Annotated in this window: 18 protein-coding genes; 8 read left to right on the top strand and 10 right to left on the bottom strand. The window is 47.2% G+C overall.

All coding sequences use genetic code 11. From position 1 onward, the window contains the following. Nucleotides 1-13: 13 nt before the first annotated feature. The 4 genes from MKZ04_RS01415 to MKZ04_RS01400 all read left to right on the top strand — a co-directional run bounded on the left by MKZ04_RS01415 (nt 14) and on the right by MKZ04_RS01400 (nt 4,402). Nucleotides 14-619: a LysE/ArgO family amino acid transporter gene (locus MKZ04_RS01415; protein WP_039072710.1), complete on the top strand. Its 606-nt coding sequence runs from the start codon at nt 14-16 to the stop codon at nt 617-619. 103 nt (nt 620-722) lie between these two features. Continuing rightward, a complete protein-coding gene (locus tag MKZ04_RS01410; protein WP_039072661.1) occupies nt 723-2,192 on the top strand; it encodes a spore germination protein in 1,470 nt (489 codons plus the stop codon). A 6-nt stretch (nt 2,193-2,198) separates the two neighbouring features. Next, nucleotides 2,199-3,317, top strand: a complete 1,119-nt coding sequence (locus tag MKZ04_RS01405) for a GerAB/ArcD/ProY family transporter (RefSeq protein WP_075212949.1) — start codon at nt 2,199-2,201, stop codon at nt 3,315-3,317. Continuing rightward, complete coding sequence (locus MKZ04_RS01400) at nt 3,314-4,402, top strand: Ger(x)C family spore germination protein (protein ID WP_026579921.1); 1,089 nt, start codon at nt 3,314-3,316, stop codon at nt 4,400-4,402. Before MKZ04_RS01405 ends, MKZ04_RS01400 begins: the two co-directional genes overlap by 4 nt. A 150-nt stretch (nt 4,403-4,552) precedes the next feature. On the opposite strand, the gene MKZ04_RS01395 is transcribed toward MKZ04_RS01400, so the two are convergent. From MKZ04_RS01395 to MKZ04_RS01380, 4 genes are all read right to left on the bottom strand, one after another. Further along, the gene (locus tag MKZ04_RS01395) at nt 4,553-5,581 is read right to left on the bottom strand and encodes a Gfo/Idh/MocA family oxidoreductase (RefSeq protein WP_025811683.1); all 1,029 of its coding nucleotides are present in this window, start codon (nt 5,579-5,581) and stop codon (nt 4,553-4,555) included. 167 nt (nt 5,582-5,748) lie between these two features. Then, entirely contained in the window at nt 5,749-6,792 is a 1,044-nt protein-coding gene (locus MKZ04_RS01390; protein ID WP_095289987.1) for a LacI family DNA-binding transcriptional regulator, read from the bottom strand. Nucleotides 6,793-6,848: 56 nt separating this feature from the next. Next, the gene (locus MKZ04_RS01385; protein WP_020450889.1) at nt 6,849-7,406 is read right to left on the bottom strand and encodes a GNAT family N-acetyltransferase; all 558 of its coding nucleotides are present in this window, start codon (nt 7,404-7,406) and stop codon (nt 6,849-6,851) included. Nucleotides 7,407-7,434: 28 nt separating this feature from the next. After that, nucleotides 7,435-8,298 carry a helix-turn-helix transcriptional regulator gene (locus MKZ04_RS01380; protein ID WP_023856620.1) on the bottom strand — a complete coding sequence of 288 codons (864 nt, stop codon included), beginning with the start codon at nt 8,296-8,298 and terminating at the stop codon, nt 7,435-7,437. Nucleotides 8,299-8,419: 121 nt separating this feature from the next. Between MKZ04_RS01380 and MKZ04_RS01375 the strand changes: the two genes are divergently transcribed. From MKZ04_RS01375 to MKZ04_RS01365, 3 genes are all read left to right on the top strand, one after another. Continuing rightward, on the top strand, nt 8,420-9,760 hold the full coding sequence (locus tag MKZ04_RS01375) for an MATE family efflux transporter (RefSeq protein WP_023856619.1): 1,341 nt from the start codon (nt 8,420-8,422) through the stop codon (nt 9,758-9,760). Between the two features lie 202 nt (nt 9,761-9,962). Then, nucleotides 9,963-10,304 carry a P-II family nitrogen regulator gene (locus MKZ04_RS01370; RefSeq protein WP_105980868.1) on the top strand — a complete coding sequence of 114 codons (342 nt, stop codon included), beginning with the start codon at nt 9,963-9,965 and terminating at the stop codon, nt 10,302-10,304. Between the two features lie 56 nt (nt 10,305-10,360). Continuing rightward, nucleotides 10,361-11,740 (top strand): ammonium transporter, encoded by a 1,380-nt coding sequence (locus MKZ04_RS01365; RefSeq protein WP_341045106.1) that lies wholly within the window; start codon nt 10,361-10,363, stop codon nt 11,738-11,740. 105 nt (nt 11,741-11,845) lie between these two features. Here the strand turns inward: MKZ04_RS01365 and MKZ04_RS01360 are convergent, their stop codons facing one another. Both MKZ04_RS01360 and asnB read right to left on the bottom strand, forming a co-directional pair. Next, the gene (locus tag MKZ04_RS01360; RefSeq protein WP_079289155.1) at nt 11,846-13,276 is read right to left on the bottom strand and encodes an IS1182 family transposase; all 1,431 of its coding nucleotides are present in this window, start codon (nt 13,274-13,276) and stop codon (nt 11,846-11,848) included. 120 nt (nt 13,277-13,396) lie between these two features. Beyond that, a complete protein-coding gene (gene asnB / locus MKZ04_RS01355) occupies nt 13,397-15,238 on the bottom strand; it encodes an asparagine synthase (glutamine-hydrolyzing) (protein WP_341045105.1) in 1,842 nt (613 codons plus the stop codon). A 164-nt stretch (nt 15,239-15,402) separates the two neighbouring features. Between asnB and MKZ04_RS01350 the strand changes: the two genes are divergently transcribed. After that, nucleotides 15,403-15,969, top strand: a complete 567-nt coding sequence (locus MKZ04_RS01350) for a DUF2777 domain-containing protein (protein ID WP_020450883.1) — start codon at nt 15,403-15,405, stop codon at nt 15,967-15,969. A 38-nt stretch (nt 15,970-16,007) separates the two neighbouring features. Here the strand turns inward: MKZ04_RS01350 and MKZ04_RS01345 are convergent, their stop codons facing one another. From MKZ04_RS01345 to MKZ04_RS01330, 4 genes are all read right to left on the bottom strand, one after another. Next, nucleotides 16,008-16,364, bottom strand: a complete 357-nt coding sequence (locus tag MKZ04_RS01345) for a YisL family protein (protein WP_011197750.1) — start codon at nt 16,362-16,364, stop codon at nt 16,008-16,010. 132 nt (nt 16,365-16,496) lie between these two features. After that, on the bottom strand, nt 16,497-17,549 hold the full coding sequence (gene rsgA, locus MKZ04_RS01340) for a ribosome small subunit-dependent GTPase A (protein ID WP_023856616.1): 1,053 nt from the start codon (nt 17,547-17,549) through the stop codon (nt 16,497-16,499). A 424-nt stretch (nt 17,550-17,973) separates the two neighbouring features. Beyond that, entirely contained in the window at nt 17,974-18,183 is a 210-nt protein-coding gene (locus MKZ04_RS01335; RefSeq protein ID WP_023856615.1) for a hypothetical protein, read from the bottom strand. Nucleotides 18,184-18,323: 140 nt separating this feature from the next. Further along, on the bottom strand, nt 18,324-19,229 hold the full coding sequence (locus tag MKZ04_RS01330) for a fumarylacetoacetate hydrolase family protein (protein WP_020450879.1): 906 nt from the start codon (nt 19,227-19,229) through the stop codon (nt 18,324-18,326). Nucleotides 19,230-19,371 lie beyond the last annotated feature (142 nt).

The raw sequence follows: 19,371 nt of genomic DNA, 5'->3' as shown, positions 1-19,371 counted from the left end.
GGTTTTTACAGTCATGAACGCAGTTATTCACGGAATGATTCTCGCTTTTGGACTGATCTTGCCGCTCGGCGCGCAAAATGTCCTGATTTTTCAGCAAGGGGCCGCATCATCGAGCATTTGGCGTGTCTTGCCGCTTGTGATCTCCGCATCGTTGTGCGATTCCCTCCTGATTATACTGGCAGTCACAGGTATTTCCGCGGCTGTCGCCGGCCTTCCTGAAGTTAAATTTGTCCTTTTGACCGGAGGATTTTTGTTTCTCATTTATATGGGATGGATCACATGGAGGAGCAAACCGGCGGTAGGAAACGCGTCCGAAGCTATGCCGCCCAAAAAGCAAATCGCTTTTGCTGCGGCCGTATCGCTCTTAAATCCGCACGCCTTGCTCGATATCGTCGGCGTGATCGGCACCAACTCTTTAGCGTATGAAGGTGCGGATCTTTGGCTGTTCACCTGTGCATGTATGATCGTTTCGTGGCTATGGTTCCTTGGACTTGCCGCAGCGGGAAGACTTCTCAAACAGCTCGATTCACAGGGGGTCGTCATGACCTTGTTCAATAAAGGATCTGCGGCTGTCATGTGGGGGCTTGCCGCCTACCTCGGCGCCTCGCTGTTTACCTGATCCTGCGGGAACGCGGCTTCTGTCCGCATAAACCTGAGAAGCAGCGAGCACAATAAGGACATCCGGTAACCCGGCAATGATCAATCGCTGATGAGGGATGTCCATGTTTCGAAAATATAAAAGAAAGGGAGCCGGATTGCGGAGCGCTCCCATTACGAAAGATGCCCTTCTTGACGCCACCGCCGGTATGGCTGATGCGGTGATCGAAGAGCATAAAACAAAAGGCGGACAAAAAGCAGTATTTTACTATTTACATACCATCATTGATCGGGTCATGCTGCAACAGTCGATCATCAGGCCTCTGATCATGAGCGCCGAAGAAGAGTCAATATATCGCTGTTTAAAAACCTTTGTTTTGCACGTTGAACCGATCGTATCTTTAGAAACCGCAAAGGAGTGGCTGATGTCCGGTTCGATCATCATCCATGATCCGGACAGGCAGCAGTGGTTTGCCATTCCCATTGAAAATCGGGTCGGCCGGCAGATCGAACCGTCTCAAACCGAAACGGTGATGTACGGTCCGAAAGACAGTTTTACCGAGCAGCTCGACGTCAATCTTTCTTTGCTGCGGCGCAGGCTGCCTTTAACCAATTTAAAAGCGGAAAGGCTGACGGTCTGTTCGCTCAGCAAAACATCTGTTGTTATCGTTTATATTGCCGGATTAACCAATCCGGAATTGATTGAGGAAGCCAGAAAAAAAATCGCGGAAACCGATTTTGACATGATCTTCGATTCCGCACAGCTCACTGAATTGATTGAAGATCATCATCATTCGATTTTTCCGCAGTTCCAGCAGACTGAGCGTCCCGACATTTCCGCATACAATTTAAGCATTGGCAAAGTCGCCATTTTGGTCGATCAGACGCCGTTTGTATTACATGCACCGATCACGTTTTTTCACCTTTTTCACTCCGCTGAAGATTATACGACGCGCTGGCCGGTTGCCAGCTTTTTTAGAATGCTGCGCTACGCCAGTTTTTTTCTGTCTATTTTGCTCATCCCTTTTTATGTGGCTTTGTCGACTCATCATTATCATATGTTTCCGCTCCAGATCCTTTATGTGCTAATCGAATCAAGGAGCAAAGTGCCGTTCACCCCGTTTTGGGAAGCGGTTCTTATGCTGCTCGTCATTGAAATTATTAAGGAAGCCAGCGTGCGGATGCCGACAAAATCAAGTTCAACATTGGGGGTTATCTCGGGGATTGTGATTGGAGAAGCGGCGGTGCAGGCGGGCTTTGTCAGCAAAGTGCTAATCGTTTTGGTCGGCATCTCAACGGTCGCGTCATTTTTGGTGCCTAACTACATCGTAGCTAAAGGGCACACTTTGATTCATTTTACGATGCTCGTGTTCTCCGCCTGCCTCGGTTTTTTCGGATTGATCTTCGGAATGATCGGACTGTTTGTTCATTTGAACGGGCTTACTTCTCTCAAGCAGCCTTATTTTGCGCCGATTACTCCGTTATATTGGCGCGATTGGCTCGATCTTTTTATACGAAGTCCTTTGATCTGGCTGAAAAAGCGCCCCGAATATCTGCATACCTTGCAAAAATGGCGGTACGTTAAAAGGAGATGAAGCGGCTTGAGTTCTTTTCAATTATTTCATAAGACACGGCCTCTCGGCGGAATTTACATCGCCCTCATCGCCAACCGTATGCAAGTTCTTTTTTTCATCTTGGTTCTGCCGATGTATCTGGTTCACCCTTACATGATGTTCGTTATGCTCGCTGTCGGAATGCTGTCACAGTTCAACTTGTACCTGTTGTCCAAATGGCTGTCTTCTCCAGCGGCCGCAAAAGGCTATGAAGGCTTTGCCGCTCTCTTCGGCGAACGCAAGCTGCGCTTTTTTATCCTGATCGGCTTAATTCAGCTCGCGTTAAAGATCGCGATCATGATCACAAGCTACGCCGAAACGGTGAGACACTTCATCTTTCCCGCCATCAATATCAACTGGCTTGTGATCTTGATTCTGGTGATCAGCGGATATGCGGCCTCCCGCGGCATGGAAAATACGATGCGATTTGTCATCATTGCCTTTATGTCATCATTTTGGATCGTGTTCATTTTTATCAGGTTTTATATCCCCCCGATCGCTTCCTTGACCGATTTATATCCGTTGATTCCTTTTGACTGGACTGAACATTCTTGGAAGGCGCTGCTCGTCATGTGGTCTTCTTTTTCCAGTCCCGAGTATTTGATTTGTCTGGCTCCATGGTTCAGCAAGGAAGCTAATATGCTGAAATGTTTATCGGTCGGTAATGCGATTTCACTCTTCGAATATTTGTTTTTGTTTATCGGTGCATTATTTTTCTACGGCTCCTCTTATTTGCTGGAAACCATTTTTCCGGTGATAAACATGCTCCGCTATTTGCAGTCGCCGATTTTGGAGCGGATCGATACGTTTCTACTGTCTGCCCATATGTTTCATTTTGCGTTTGTAATCGCGATTTTTTTACTCTGCTTTTACGGAGGCCTCCGCATTTTGTTTAAAAGAATGGCCAAGCCTGTGACGCGAAGAGGATTTCTGTTCAGCTTCCTATTGCTCATGGGATGTTCGCTCGTGTTAAGCACCTGGTTTTGGCAATCCGGAAAGCAGCAAGATATGTGGTTTTTGATCGAAGTATCCATCGGAGCCGTCACTTACGCATTGATTCCGGCTATTCTTGTCATTGCCGGAAAACGAAAGGGGCGCATGCAATGATCAGCGGGAAACGCCTCATATTAAACGGCTGTATCGCACTTGTGATTTTCATGACGATTGAGGGCTGCTCTCCATTTGTTGAAAACAATGAGATTGAAGAAATCTCACCGGTTACCTTTTGGTATATCAAAGAAGGAAAAAAAGGAAAGATCTCAATGAGCACCACCGTCCCTCCGGTGGGCCTTGAAAAGAAGCGGCTATTCAGCACCGAAGTCAATATGATCAAACAAGTCGGCAAGCGATTTAATTTAAATTATTACAACGAGCTGAAAAACGGGCAGCTGAGAATGGTGATGATCGAAGAAAATCTCGCCGACAAAGGCATACTTCCGATTATCAACACGCTTCTGTCAGACCCGAAAATCGGCCCTCGCCTTTATCTCATCGTCGTCAACGGTGATTTTGACAAATATATACTGAACGAATTGAAGCAAAGCGAGAATTTTGACTTTTATCTTTATCAGACGTTAAGGCATTTTGAAAGAGCCAACCAGGGTGAAATGAGCATCGTTAACCTGCATCAATTCAAAAACCAGCTGTACACCCACTATTCAGATCCTTACGTGCCTGTTTTCAGAACCGATGGTAACCAGTTCACATATGAAGGAACAGGACTTTTCCGAAACGACAAATTCGTGAAGACACTGACCGGCATAGACGATCAAATTTTTCAGCTGCTCAACAATAACAGGTATCTGAAGTTCCTCACGATTCCCAACTTGTCAATCATAATCGGCCAAGCCCGCTCAACCGTCACATTTGACTTGAATCAAAACAATACAGCTTTATCAATGAAAGTCAGCATAAACGCGGGCATTGAAGAATACACAGGCGACAAAAACCTGCAGGATCAAAGCGAGTTCAGCGCACTTGTCCATGATGTGGAATCCGAATTGGAAAAGAAAACAACGGACATGATAAAGGACATGCAAAACATTCGGGTTGATCCGCTTGAAGTCGGCGGTGAAGCGCTGTTTCCGTTTACGAAGCCGATGAGCGACAAAGCGTGGCTGCATCGTTGGGAGAAGATGGATGTCGAGGTGGACTATCAGGTGAATCTGAGACCGAATCTGAATGTGCAATAAGGGGCTTGCAGTTGATTGAAAACGCTGAGAGAAAGGGCGGCATCGGGCGGAGAAATGCTTTCTTCCGCCCTTCTTTCTGTTGATCCTATTGACCGCAGGATGATCTCCGGCATACTTTGTCTTTATCACAGCCCGTTTATGAGCCCCGTTTCATACCGTAAGCTGTTTCGTCTGATACTGAATCTTGACGGTCTTGCCTGTTGACCAGGATTCTGAGGCCGCAAGCGCGATTTCCAGATTGACTGCCGCATCCACTTCAGTCACAATCGGTTTCGTTTTGTTGCGAACACACTTGGCAAAGTGCTGCATCTCTAAGCAGTACGCTTCATGGAACCTCGCCTGGAAATCCGGAATGATATTATAGCTGCTCCCCTGCCCGGTCCGCACGGTAACCGCCGGGTTCCGCAGCGTCCCGATGAAGATGCTGCCGTCCGTCCCGATAATTTCGGCGCGTATATCGTGGCCGTAAGACGAATTGCGGCTTGCTTCCGCATCACCCGCCGCCCCCGAATCAAACTCCATATAGGTGAGCGCTTGATCGACATCATGGCATCCCGGCATGAACGCGTGCTTCAAAACCCTTCCGTGGCCGGAAACCGAAGTAATTTCAGCCCCCATTAAATAACGCGCGATATCATAATCGTGAATCGAACAATCGACGAAAATACCGCCGCTTTTTTTAATGAATTCGGCCGGAGGAGAGCCAAAATCGCGCGTGAACCCTTTATAATAGATCGGTTTGCCGATTTCTCCGGCATCGATCCTCCTTTTGGCATCCGCATAAGCAGGATCAAACCGCCTCATAAACCCCACCTGGCAAATCACGCCCGTTTCTTTGACTTTAGAAATGACTTCAATCGATTCTTCAAGATTTAATGTCAGCGGCTTCTCGACGAAAATCTGTTTGCCGCATTCGGCCGCCTGTTTGATCACTTTGGCATGGGTAGATGTCGGTGTAACGATGACGACGGCATCAATTTCTGGATCGTGGAGACATTCAAACGGATCTTCAAACCACTTTTCAACACCCAGTTCAGCGGCAATCTCCCTCGCCCTCCCCTCTGCCGGATCGGCCACAGCGGCGAGCAGGACCCCGGGCACCTCGGTTTTGAGGTTTTTCGCATGGTAATAGCCGAGCCTTCCGAGCCCTAATACGGCGCATCTCACTCGTTCTGTCATTTTCTTCTCTCCCTTCTTACATATTGAAAGCGCTTTATTAATTAGAGAAAGCGCTTGCTCATTTCAATTTTGATTTTACCCTGTATTTATTTTATCCGCAATGCTTTTTAGGATTTAACGAGAGCAAGCGCTTGCTCTTATTTTTTAAAAAAAGAGCGTTTTTTCTGTCAAAACCCGCTCTTTTCTGCATGTGCATCTTTTTTAAATGGAGGTGCCGTCGACTGTCTGACGACAAGTTCAGGCATGAGAATGATTTTGTTTTTCGAACTTTTCTCGCCGCTGATTTCTTCGGCCAGCAGCTCGGCCGCACGGCGGCCCATTTCTTCAATCGGCTGCGACACTGTCGTAAGCGGCGGATCGGTCATTTCGGCTAAAAACGTATTATCAAAGCCGATGACAGATAAATTCGTTGGAACTTGGAGCCCCCATTCCCTTGCAGTCTGAATGACTCCGCACGCAAGCACATCATTCATGGCGAAAACGGCGGTCGGAATGTTGCTTTCGAAAATCTGAGCGGCTGCTTTTTTGCCGCATTCCAGGGAAAAACCGGTACCGGCGATGAGCGATTCATTCACTTTGATGCCGGCTTCATCCATCGCTTTTTGGAAGCCTTTCAGCCTGTCTTTTTCTCCGGTTGTCGATCCGTCGCCGGCGATGCAGGCGATTGTCTTATGGCCGAGTGAAATTAAATGCCGCGTCGCTAAGTATCCGCCCATAAAATCGTCGATGACCACGACATCCAGGGGAACAAGGGCGCGGTCCTGAGAAATCATCACGAGCGGTATGCCCTCTTTTGCAATATCCTCGAGCGCATCCATGCTCTCCTGATTTTCGATGCCGGTCGCAAAAATGATGCCGTCGACGCTTTTTTGCTTGAGCACCGAGAAATACGTTGTCTCCTTTTTCGGATCGCGGTCGGTACTGCATATCATCATGCTGAATCCAAGCTCGCCCGCCCGCTCTTCAACGCTTTTGGCAAGCTCTCCGAAAAAAGGGTTTGCAATATCGGGCGTCAACAGGCCGATAATGTTCGTGCGCTTTCCGGTAAGCGCAGAAGCGTGAACATTCGGCTGATAATCGAGTTCTTTCATGACGGCATGCACTCTTTGCCTTGTCGACCTGCTGATTCTCCCGGTATTGTTGATCACCCGGGAAACCGTGGAAATCGAAACGCCTGCCGCTTCCGCTACATCATAAATGGTTTTTTTCATTTTGGTCCCCTCTAGTCCGCTGATGAAAGATATCTAATATTACATTATAGAGCGTGTCAGCTACCGCCGCAAATCAGCTCCCACTCCTCCCGCAATATTCCGTATCTGATTGAATCATAATAGACTCCGTCATAATATCTGACTTTGCGAATCCGGCCTTCCATCTTAAACCCCGCTTTTTCGGCGCACCTCATCATCCGCCTGTTGCCGGACCACGTCGTCATTCCGATTCTCGGCACATCGACGTTTTCAAATAGGAAGCCGACCCATAATTCTACGGCTTCCGTGCCGTAACCTCCGTTCCAGAACCGCGGATCATAGATGCCGATCCCGCATTCCAGCCAGCGTGTCGGCCGGCACTCCCAATAGTAAGAAACGGTTCCTTTCAGCTCTCCTTCGATCTCAATCGCCAAATAGCGCGGCGGTTTTTCTTTTAAAGCCGGCACAAAAGAGTCGAGAAAATATTGAAACGGTTCGGGCTGAAGCGGAAAATAAGGGGCATCCCATTTTTTCCATTCAGGGTTTCGGGTTCCGTAAATCATTCTCCATAATCCGGGCAGGTCATCCATTGTGATCGTGCGCAGCTTTACTTTTTCACCATTGATGGATGCCAAACTTTTCTCCTCCTATGCTTTGAAAATATCACTCAATATTTCTCTTCATCATCTTTCTGTATTCAACAGGCGAAATCCCTTCTATTTGTTTAAACAGCTTTGAGAAATAAGTCGGATCATCGATTCCGACTTGTTCGGCAATCGATGACATTTTGTCGTTTGTCGAAGAAAGGAGCCGCTTCGCTTCAAAAACCTTCGCCTTATTGGCGTATTGGCCCGGTGTGATGCCGAACGCCTTTTGCATGCAGCGGGTAATGTAGTCCTGGTGATAGTGAAGGGCAGCCGAAAGCTGCTCCATGCTGAGCTTCTCCTTATAGTGGCGATCGATGTAATGCTGCGCTTCGGATGCCACACGCTCACTCGCCGAAGGAATGTGGAACGCCTCCTTCTGCAGGTGAATCAGCAGCTCTTCGAACAAGAGCTGCTTCCGAAGAGGCAGGTCGGAATTTTGGGCGGAATCGTCAATCAAACGTCTAAACTGCTGTTCAATAAACGCTTTTTGGTCGATCTTTCCCTTTCTCGGAATCTTTAAATGATATAATGTCGGCGTTTCAAACGTCCCCTTCTTCAGCTTGAGCTCGGTCCAGTTCTCACCTCCCTGCTGTGCAAAGCCATAAGACGGCTCCTGAAAGTGCAGCCAAAAATAGCGGGTATCGTCTTGACAGCCTTGGTGTCCATAATGCTCAAGCCCCGGTACAAGGATGATATATTCCCCTTCCCGGATCTGATGGGGGTCGCCGTCCTCAGTCAAAAATAGTTCCCCCTGTATTACATATAAGAGATCAAACACGGAATATTCACGCCTCACATGCTTTTCCCCTTTTTTGAACAGTCCTTCTCCGCCGGTAATCAACACAGGGAGCGGCGGAATTGTAAAGATGATATGTTCCATGTTCTCTCCCCTTTTCATCAAGTCGTATTTCTCCAAGAAGTATCGGTTTCGTCTCTTCTTATTATAAGAAAATGGCGTTACACTATAAAACGGATTTTTTAAAAGAAAGGGGTCAAACGCCATGAAAAAAACAGCACCTCAAAACCTCTCTTTATTCGCATTGACCTGGCCTATATTTATCGAGGTTTCATTATATATGTTAATGGGCAACGCAGATACCCTGATGCTCAGCCAATATTCCGATGACAGCGTGGCAGCCGTCGGCGTCAGCAACCAAATGCTGAACTTGATCATTGTGATGTTCGGTTTTATCGCCACAGGAACAACCGTTATTATTTCTCAATTTTTAGGAGCGCGGCAAAAAGCCGAAGCGATGGAAGTCGGCTATGTTTCCATCAGCGCCAATTTTATCATCAGTCTATTCATCAGCGCGGTGATTTATATATTTGCCAAACCGCTTTTATTGATGATGGGCCTGTCCGCCAACCTGCTGGCCGAGGCCGGCATCTTTCTCCAGATCGTCGGCGGACTGTCCTTTATTCAAGCGCTCATTATGACGTTCAGCGCCATTTTGAAAAGCTACGGGCATACAAAGGACACAATGGTTGTAACCATCGGCATGAATATCCTGAACATCGCCGGCAACTATCTTGTCATATTCGGGCCGTTCGGCTTTCCGGTTTTAGGCGTGGCCGGCGTAGCAATGTCCACTTCGATCGCGCGCATCATCGGCCTGTTCGCGATCGCTCTGCTCGTCAAAAAGCGCGTCGGCATGCCGATGTTGTCCAAACGGCTGTTTGTCTTAAAGAAAAGCCATCTGAAAAAACTGCTGAAAATCGGGATACCTTCAGCAGGGGAGCAGCTTTCGTATAACGCGTCACAGATGATTGTCACCTATTTTATCACGCTGATGGGCGCGCAGGCGCTGACGACAAAGGTCTATACCCAAAATTTGATGATGTTCATCATGCTTTTCGGCACAGCGATCAGCCAGGGAACGCAAATCTTAATCGGACGCCATATCGGTGCGAAACAATTTGATGAAGCGTACAGCCGCTGTCTGAAGAGCCTCTGGTGGGCTCTGGCCATTACAACATTTACTTCCGTTCTCTTCGCTGTGTTTTCCAAACAGCTGATCGGCATTTTCAGCAGCAATCCCGATATTATCGCAACGGCCAGTATACTGATCCTTTTGACGATTATCCTGGAGCCTGGCCGCTCGTTTAACGTGGTCATCATTAATTCTCTCAGAGCTGCTGGAGACGCGAAATATCCGGTTTATATGGCAATTGTCTCAATGTGGGGAATCGGCCTTCCGATCGCTTATATTTTCGGCATTCAGCTCGGATTCGGCCTGGCGGGAATATGGTTTTCCTTCATCGCCGACGAGTGGGTCAGGGGAATTTTGATGTACAGAAGATGGAGATCTAAAATGTGGCTACAAAAAGGCTTTGCGGCATAACCTGCTTTCAACTGAAAGCAGGTTTTTTAATGTCATAAAACATCACAAGGATTTCATTCTGTGAATACAAACCTCTCTGATAATAGGTCTAATAGATTAATTTTTTTGAAAATTCGTATTGATTTTCAATTTGATATTACGTATGATAATAAACATAACAATACACGTAATAAAACCTTACACCAAAAGGAGGATTTACATTGTGAAAAAAATCGAAACGATTATACGCCCTGAACAGTTTCCCCGCCTCCGCAAAAAGCTTGAAGAGGTTGGCATAAACGGATTAACGGTCTCAGAGGTTGCCGGCTGCGGGCAACAACGCGGGAAACAGGCTTTGTTTCGCGGCACCTCCTACGAAATCAAGCTGCTGCCTAAAGTGAAAGTCGAAATGGTGATTGAATCGGAGAGCATTGATGAAATTATCCAAATCATCGAAAGCACATGTTCGACAAATACGGTTGGCGACGGAAAAATCTTTGTGCTCCCGATTGAAAATGCGGTTCGAATCCGGACAGGGGAATCCGGAAAAGAAGCGATTGTGTAAAACGACCGGCTCCATCCCGCCTCTTTTTGCCGATACTTTAAGAAAGGATGATTCTTATGAAAACCAAGGTATCTTTCGTCCTGTTCCTCAGTTTTTTCCTCGCAGCATCAACTCTGGCCGCAGAACCGACGGCGCAATCGGTCAATGATTCGGTCAACATGACATGGGTGGCCATCGGCACTCTGCTCGTCTTTTTTATGCACGCCGGTTTCGCGATGGTTGAATCTGGCTTTACGAGAGCTAAAAACACGTTAAACATTTTAATGAAAAACTTTCTGACGGTCTCTATCGGCTCCATCCTTTATTTCTTCGCCGGATACGCGTTGATGTTCGGGGACAGCGCCGGCGGGTTCATCGGCACAAGCGGTTTTGCTTTAGCAGGTGATCAGGATGTCGGATTTTTCGTCTTTCAGGCAGTGTTTGCCGCTACGTGCGCGACCATTATTTCCGGCGCTGTCGCTGAACGGATGAAGCTTGGCAGCTATATGATTTTGACGCTGTTTATGACCGGTCTCATCTACCCGGTTGTCGGCCATTGGACTTGGGGGGAAGGCTGGCTGTATGACCTCGGATTTGTTGATTTTGCCGGATCTGCGATCGTTCACATGACAGGTGCTGCGGGCGCGGTTGCGGCTGTCATCTTTCTCGGGCCGCGGATTGGAAAATATGCAAACGGAAAGGTCAATGCCATTCCAGGACACAGCATTCCGCTGGGCGCACTCGGCGTCTTTATCCTGTGGTTCGGCTGGTTTGGGTTCAACGGCGGAAGCACGCTTGCGGCTGATCCCGCCGCCGTCCCGCATGTCATCACCATAACCCTTTTAGCCGCGTCGGGCGGAGTCGTCAGCTCGGCGCTGTTCACTTATTTCCGCTACGGCAGGATCGACCCTTCCCTGACGCTGAACGGCGCGCTTGGCGGCCTTGTCGGAATTACCGCGGGCGCGGACGGCGTTTCATTTACAGGCGCGATATTAATCGGATGCATCGCAGGTGTCATTTTAGTTGTCGGCGTTCAGTTTATCGATCAGGTGCTGAAGCTTGACGATCCCGTCGGCGCCATTGCCGTTCACGGTGTTTGCGGTGTTTGGGGGACGCTTGCAGTCGGGCTTTTCAATACATCGAGCGGTCTCTTTTACGGAGGAGGAGCCGCACAGCTCGGCATTCAAGCCGTCGGCATTTTGGCGATCGCAGCCTGGACCCTCGCTGCTACATCGGCTGTCACTGTAGTAATGAAAGCTTTCACTCCGATCCGGGTATCAAAAGAAGAGGAAATATCCGGACTCGATTATGCCGAACACGGTTCTTCGGCGTACGAGTATAAAGAAAGCTACATCGAACAGGGCGATGTTGACGTCAGCTCCGCTTTCGGAACCGATCTTGTCTCACGGCTCAACAATTTAAAGCCGGGACCGTCTTCCAAGACAGAACAGGTTTGACTCTCATCCATCCAGTCTGCCGATCATTGAAATCAGCGGCGGTGTTCAAATAACGCCGCCGTTTATTTTGCCAAAACGCAGAACACCCGGCTTATGCCGGGTGTTTCAGACCGTTGACAAAATAGGTCGGATTTTTATAATCCGACCTATTTTTGTCCAATTTATTCTGTTTTTTCGATGAGAATGCTGACGATCAGGCCCTTTCCAGGTCCAATTCGCCAGCTTTTTGAGATTCATGGCAGCGAAAACAAGCATCGCCTGCATGGACAATTTTTTCTTTCCCCGCAGGGTTGTCCAGCGCAGGCCATGCTTGTGTTTTAAATCCGCAAAAACCCGTTCGATCGTTTCTTTGCGTTTGGCGTAGATTCGCCTATTCTCATCCGTGTGGCGAAGATGGTCGGCTTCATCCAAATGATCCTGCCAGAGATGCCTGTGAATCATCTTTCGATGATTTCGACTTTCCGTACATTGCTTCAGAAAAGAACAGTGTTCACATCGGTTTGGATCTGATGCATAAATCCGATAGCCTTCACGGTTGGTTGTGCGATATGTCAGAACGTGATCGTCAGGGCAAATATAAGCATCGTAATATTCATCGTATACATATTCATGTTTTCTCATGAACCCTTTTTTAGTTTGTGGTCGAGTGTAAGGCATGACGGGACGGACATTTTGATCACTTAGAAACTTTGCGATAAACGGCGTTTTATATCCGGCATCAACTGCGACTGTATGAGGCTTAGCGACGTGCTCTTTCACCTGTTGAAACAGGGTCGTGAACACTTGGCTGTCATGAATATTGGCAGGCTCAACAACCGCCCCCAGCACAAATCCATTCCGGTCACAAGCTGTATGAAAACCATAAGCAAAAAGACGTTCCCGTTCACCTTTTACAAAATAACCGCTCTCAGGATCTGTCGTACTTTCTTTTATTTCCCGTTCTTCTGAGCATTGCCTGGGCTTTAAGGGCTTTTTGCCGTTGGCTTCGCGATCGGCATTAATTTCTCGATCTAATTGTTCCTGATAAGCTCTTGTTTCTTTTCTCACAATCTTCTTCACAAACTTTTTCTTATTCGCATTGGCTTTGACATGGGTTCCATCGATAAAGGCGACCGACGGGTCGACAAGACCGAGATCCATGGCCTGACGCAAGATTTTATAGAAGATTGTTTCAAATAGGTCCGTATCATGAAAACGGCGCTCATAGTTTTTACTGAAGGTTGAAAAATGAGGGATTTTTTCAGAAAATCCATATCCAATAAACCAGCGATAAGCGACATCGGTTTCGATCCGTTTAATGGTTTCGCGCATCGAGCGGTGGCCAAACACGTACTGAATCAGAACCATTTTGATCAATACAACGGGATCAATGCTTGGGCGCCCTTTTGAAGAATAAAGGGGAGCAACTTTTTCATAAATAAAAGAAAAGTCCATGGCTTCTTCTATTTTCCTGACCAGATGGTCTTCCGGGACAAGTTCACTTAAGGCAAAGACTTCAAGCTGTTCGCGCTGATCTTTAGAGTGCTTAGACAACATGGCAAAACCTCCAAAAACTAGATTTCACTCACATTTTAACAAAAAAAGCTTGTCGATCAAGCCACTTTTTGTGGCTTTGTCGACAAGCTGGAACACCCGGCTTATGCCGGGTGTTTTATGTTATTCCTCAATATCAATTCGATAATTCTCAAACCAAGTATGGATTTGGGCAAGGTGTGCGATCAACTGCGGTCCCTTCATCAATTGTCCGTACCAGGGAACTTGAAATGATGCGCCCTCCGTCTCAATCAGCCGCTCCAGTTTTTTCTTGTCTAAGAAAACATAAAGCGCCGAGTCTTTTTGCTCCAGCAATGACTCCAGCCAACGAATGACGGCTTTCGTATAAGCGGGGTGGTGCGTTTTCGGATATGGACTTTTTTTGCGATACAGCACTTCATCAGGCAAAATGCCTTCAAGAGCCTTGCGGAAGATGCCTTTTTCACGGCTGCCATGCATTTTGACATCCCACGGAATATTCCAGACATACTCGACAAGCCTGTGGTCCGCAAACGGAACCCTGACTTCGAGGCTCGCCCCCATGCTCATTCTGTCTTTTCGATCCAAGAGCGTTGTCATAAACCAGAGCATATTTAAGTAAAACAGCTCTCTCCTTCGTTTCTCCGCACCCGTTTCTCCTTCAAGCAGCGGTGTTTCTTTAACCGTTTCCTCGTACTTCGCCTTCACATATTCGCCGAGGTTCAGTTTTTTCTGCCAGCCGTACTGCAGAAGTGCGATCCGTTCTTCCATTGATCTCATCCATGGGAAACCTTTCACATCTTCTGCCGAATGGAACCAAGGGTAGCCGCCGAAAATTTCGTCCGCGCATTCCCCGGAAAGACTCACGACAAAGTCCTTTTTAATCTCGCGGCAAAACCACAGCAAAGAAGAATCGACATCAGCCATCCCCGGCAAATCACGGACCAGTACGGCTTCTTCCAAATAAGCGGCCAGCTCCTCCTGGGAAATCACGCAGTTGTGGTGAACCGTTGCGAATGCATCGGACATTTTTTTAATCCACGGTCCGTCGGCGTTTGGCTGAAATGAACTTGACGTAAAATATTGTTCATTGTCTTCATAATCGATCGAAAACGTATGAAGCGGCCCCTTCCCTTCTTCCTCAAAATGCTTGGCGGCCGTTGCGGTAATGGCGCTCGAATCAACCCCTCCTGATAAAAACGTGCAAACCGGCACATCAGACACAAGCTGCCTTGTGACGGCGTCCTGAAACAGCGACCGCACATTTTCCACCGTTTCGTCAAAGCTGTCGGTATGCTTCTCGCTTTTCACATTCCAGTAGCGCCAAACCGTTAAACCGTCTTTTGAGAAAATCATCGCATGCCCCGGGCGGATCTCTTTTATTCCTTTAAAAACACCGCTCCCCGGCGATCGCGACGGCCCGAGGCCGAAAATTTCGGCCAGCCCTGAACGGTCGACCTTTGCTTTCACTTCCGGGTGAGCGAGAATCGCTTTGATTTCAGATCCGAACAGAAATGATGAGCCCTGTTCGGTGTAAAAGAACGGTTTAACGCCGAGCCTGTCGCGTGCCGCAAAAAGAAGATCGCGCTTTTCATCCCATACCGTAAATGCAAAAATTCCGTTCAGCCTGTCGATGCATTCCTCTTTCCATTCCATGTATGAATGAAGCAAAACCTCTGTATCTGAGTGGCTCTTGAATTGATGCCCCCGCTGCCTAAGCTCTTTCCGCAAATCCTCCGTATTATAGAGTTCGCCGTTATAGCAAATCGTATAATCGTACCCTTGGTGTGTGCGGGTCATCGGCTGTCTGCCGCCTTCCAGATCCACAACTGCCAAGCGTTTATGTCCGAATAAAACATGGCGCTTTCCCCAAATATTCGTATCATCAGGTCCTCTGTTCGAAAGCGTATCAGTCATTTTCTCCATGACAGACTGCTCCTGAACAAGCGGCTTCTTAAAATCGACCCACCCCGTTATTCCACACATTGTCGATCAGCTCCAATTCTAATGTTCTTCCTCTGCTTTAGGCTTCACTTCCTTTGTCACTTTACCTATTTTATGCACCTTAAAATAATAGTTGAATTGTCCAACAGAGTCTTGTATGAGACAAGCCCGTTTTGGAAAAAACGAAATAAGAAAGGAGACCGCCCATGGACACCGAACGCCAAAAACGAATTTACGCCGAAAAGCGCAAATGGATTTACGGCAAAATTTTAATGGAAGACGGGATTTGCCTGATTGAAAACGAAGAAGGAGATTTATTTTTGGTTGAAAGCCTGAACAGTCCCGGAGTTTTCATCAGCATAGACGGAGAATGGCAAAAAGCCGAACTGTTTGATCAATTTGCCGTCACGGAAAAGCCGGAGACCGTGAAGCTGACAGGCGGAGAATCGATCCGTTATCTGAAAACGGTAAAACAGGCATTTCTCGAATTTTTGAACGATCTGGAAGACGGACAGTTCTATTCTTTTTTGGATCAGCTGAACAGCCTCGGCTTTTCCGTCTTTGACTGCGTCTTCGCCTATAACGGCTTGAGCTTTTGGCCCGGGAAAAAGGATGTGAAGGGCGTTTCGTTTTATCAATTTTCTCATGATATGAAACAATGCGCCCTGCAGCATCATTACGAACGAAAAGAGGAATGGAAGGACAGATTCGAATGGACCGCTTCAGACGGGGAACGAATCGTGATGATTTCAACCTTCAAGCCGCCGACATAAAAAGACACCAGTTCTCATAAAGAACCGATGTCTTTTAATTAAAACACTTTAAAGCCGAGTGGAAGACGGAGCCCAAGCACAACCGTCAAGAGCAGAACGACAATAAAGCCGATCCAGATCCCGGTGGCCGCTTTTCCGTTTTTCCTGCGAATTAAAAGCATTTCCATGAATCCGATGGTGATGAGGCCGAGCAAGGCCTTCGCTATGTATTCTCCGTTCCATGCCGTGAACTTTAAAAAGAGCTGCGCCCCGGTAATGATAACGATAATATAGAATAAGCGGAGAATCATATGTGTAATTTTTGCGCCTTTGCTGTTTCCAGATGAGTAAAGTCCGTAAGCAACGAACACTAAAATGAGCGCGATCACCCAAGACGTGATATGCATATGCGTCATATTCATTTTTCCCCCTATCAAATCAGGTATCGTTCTTATCTTATCATGAACCGGTCCATTAAACAAAACAATGTGAACGCTGTCATTTCCGCACAAAAAGACGCTGAGATCATTCATCAGCGCCTTTTTCATTTATTTGCGTTTGTTCTTTTTCATGCTTTTCGTTATCTGTTTCCACCGCTTTTTTTCCTGCTGCGCGGCCCGTTTATCCGTTTTTCTTTCGAGGTATTCGAGCTCTTTTTTTAATTTCAGGTAGCTTTGGAACCGGCCGGCATCGAGTCTGCCGTCAGCCAGCGCCTCCTGCACGGAGCAGCCGGGTTCTGTTTGATGCATGCAGTCTGAAAATCGGCAGTTTTTTGCAAGCTGGTCAATATCGCTGAAGCTCTGTCTGAATCCTTCTTCCGATTCCCAAAGCTCCAATGCCCGCATCCCCGGCGTATCGATTAAAAGTCCGCCTTCAGGCAGCAAGAACATTTCCCTGTGTGTCGTCGTATGCCGCCCTTTGTCGTCATCTTCACGGACAGACTGGACCGCCTGCCTGTCTTCGTTCAGAAAAAAGTTGATGATCGTTGATTTGCCGACGCCTGACGACCCTAAAAGGGCGACGGTTTCTCCTTGTTTCACATACGCTTTCAACTCATCCATCCCATTGCCTTCATGAGCGCTGATGACATGAATCGGCACCCCGAATGCCACGGATTCCGCCTGGCGCACCTTTTCTTCAATCCGGTCAGCGATGTCGGCTTTGCTCAAGACAATGACGGGATTGGCTCCGCTTTCCCAAGCCAGCAGCAAATAGCGTTCGATTCTTCTCACATTAAAATCCAGACCGAGCGCATTGACGAGAAAGATCGTGTTGACGTTTGCTGCGGTGATCTGTTCCTCTGCCGGCTCCCCCGCCGCTTTGCGCGAAAATTTGCTGAACCGGGGAACGATCTCCGTGATCATTCCCTTCTTTTCGCCACCGCGTGGACGCATATACACCCAATCGCCGACAGCGGGGTAGTCTCCGCGGCTCTCCGCTTCAAACCGCAGCCTGCCTGAGATTTCGGCCAGCCATTCTCCCTCTTCCGTCCATACCCGGTACAACCTTTTATGCTCAAGGGCGATCCTTCCTAAAATCAGACCTTCCTCGTCCTTTAAAGCTTCCATGATATATTTGATGCCTAATGCAGATAAATTCAATGTGGTTTCCTCCTAAAGATCTGATGATTTTTCAAACAAAAAAAGAGCCGCAAATACACGGCTCTCTCAACATATAAACACTCCATGAGCCGCTTCGACAGCCCATGGAAATATCACCAGATCCATTTGAAGAATACCAGTCGAAATATTACATGGGCTGTGCAATGATCGTTTGTTGGGCAAAAAAGACAATATCCATTCTCATCACACATCCCTCATTTCTAAAAAGTTTGACAGCTTCATTATATGCTAAAGCCAATCTTTTGACAATCCTTTATTTCACTGGATTGGAAAGCGTTTCAGCCAAAACTCTGCCTGAACCTTCCTTCGAGATCCTCCTTTATCAGGCAGGGATAACATTTCACCCAGTGTCTCAAATCATTTTACAGATCGGCTGAGCGGCTTGTCTGTCTTCCATTTCATTTTAGCCAGTGATTTTATTGAATATGAAATCACTGGTAAAAAATACGATTAAACCAACCATTAAAATCAAAAATGAAATATTAAATCCTGATTCTATAAAAAATGAATATGCGGAACTTACCGATAAAGCAATCATATAAAAAACAAATCCTACTTTTGTCGCTTTTTCAGTACTTTTCTTTTCCTTTTCCGTCATTTTTCTAAAGAACAATTTCTTTCCTCCCAAACATCAATCATTATTGATAAACAATCTGCGAGCAGCCATAACACATGTCGAAAACAGGCTGTGTACTTGCCGTTGATTCAAAAAATAGCCCCCCTGGCAATCTCGCATATTTTTATAAAAGTTTTTTATTTCACTGGATTGGAAAGCGTTCCGATCGGTTCGATCGTAATGTCGACTTGATCGCCTTTTCGGAGGAACTTTGGCGGATTAAAGCCTTTGCCGACTCCTGACGGCGTACCGGTTGCGATAATATCCCCCGCTTCAAGCGTCATTCCTTTAGACAGCGTTTCGATCATGTCCGCAATCGGAAAAATCATGTCCTCTGTGCTGCCCGACTGGCGGAGTTCGCCGTTCACTCTCGTCTCAACCCTCAAGTCGCCTGCGTCTTCAATCATTGATTTATGTACAAGAAACGGCCCCATCGGGCAAGTCGTATCAAGGCTTTTGCCGATAAAAAACTGCTTGTGCCTCTTTTGCAGATCGCGCGCCGTCACATCATTGATGATCGTATAGCCGAACACATAGTCGAGGGCTTCAGCTTTCGGGATGTTCTTTCCCGTTTTGCCGATGACAACCGCGAGCTCGCCTTCATAATCGAGCGCCTCTGTCACGCCTTCGTGGGCATCAATCCCTTCCATGTGGCCGATAACCGAAGTCGGCGCTTTTGTAAACACCATGATATGTTCGGGAATATCTGCTTCACTTCCCATTTCAATCGCATGATCCCGATAATTTTTTCCGATGCAGATCACGTTTTTCCGCGGTTCGGGAATCGGCGCAAGCAAATCAACGTCTGACAGCGGATAAATATACGAACCGCTCTCTTCGCTGTTTTTCTTTTTTGACCATTCCACTAGCTGTTCGACATGGCGGACAAACTTCTCTCCCTCGCTTACGCATTCGATAAGCGTTTCAGGTATCGTTTCAAGCTCAAACAGCTTTTTTTCCGCCTTTTGCAAATCCATTATCTTCTCATCCATGACAAGCCCTACAAATGTACGGCTGTGTAGCTTTGCTGTCGCAAACTTCATAAATATTCCCCCGCAGTATGATTTAAAACTATTCTACATATTCTCTAAAAAAACGAAAATTCCTTTTCGCTTTCTGCAAACAGCTTCGAAAGTCCCGGGCGTTCCTTCCCGGAAAAGAAAATGGCGGCTCACCATGCAGTAA

Origin of the sequence: Bacillus sp. FSL W7-1354 (assembly GCF_038002405.1) — a bacterium.
GTDB classification, from domain to species: Bacteria; Bacillota; Bacilli; order Bacillales; family Bacillaceae; genus Bacillus; species Bacillus paralicheniformis.
This window is presented reverse-complemented; position numbering and strand designations above follow the sequence as displayed.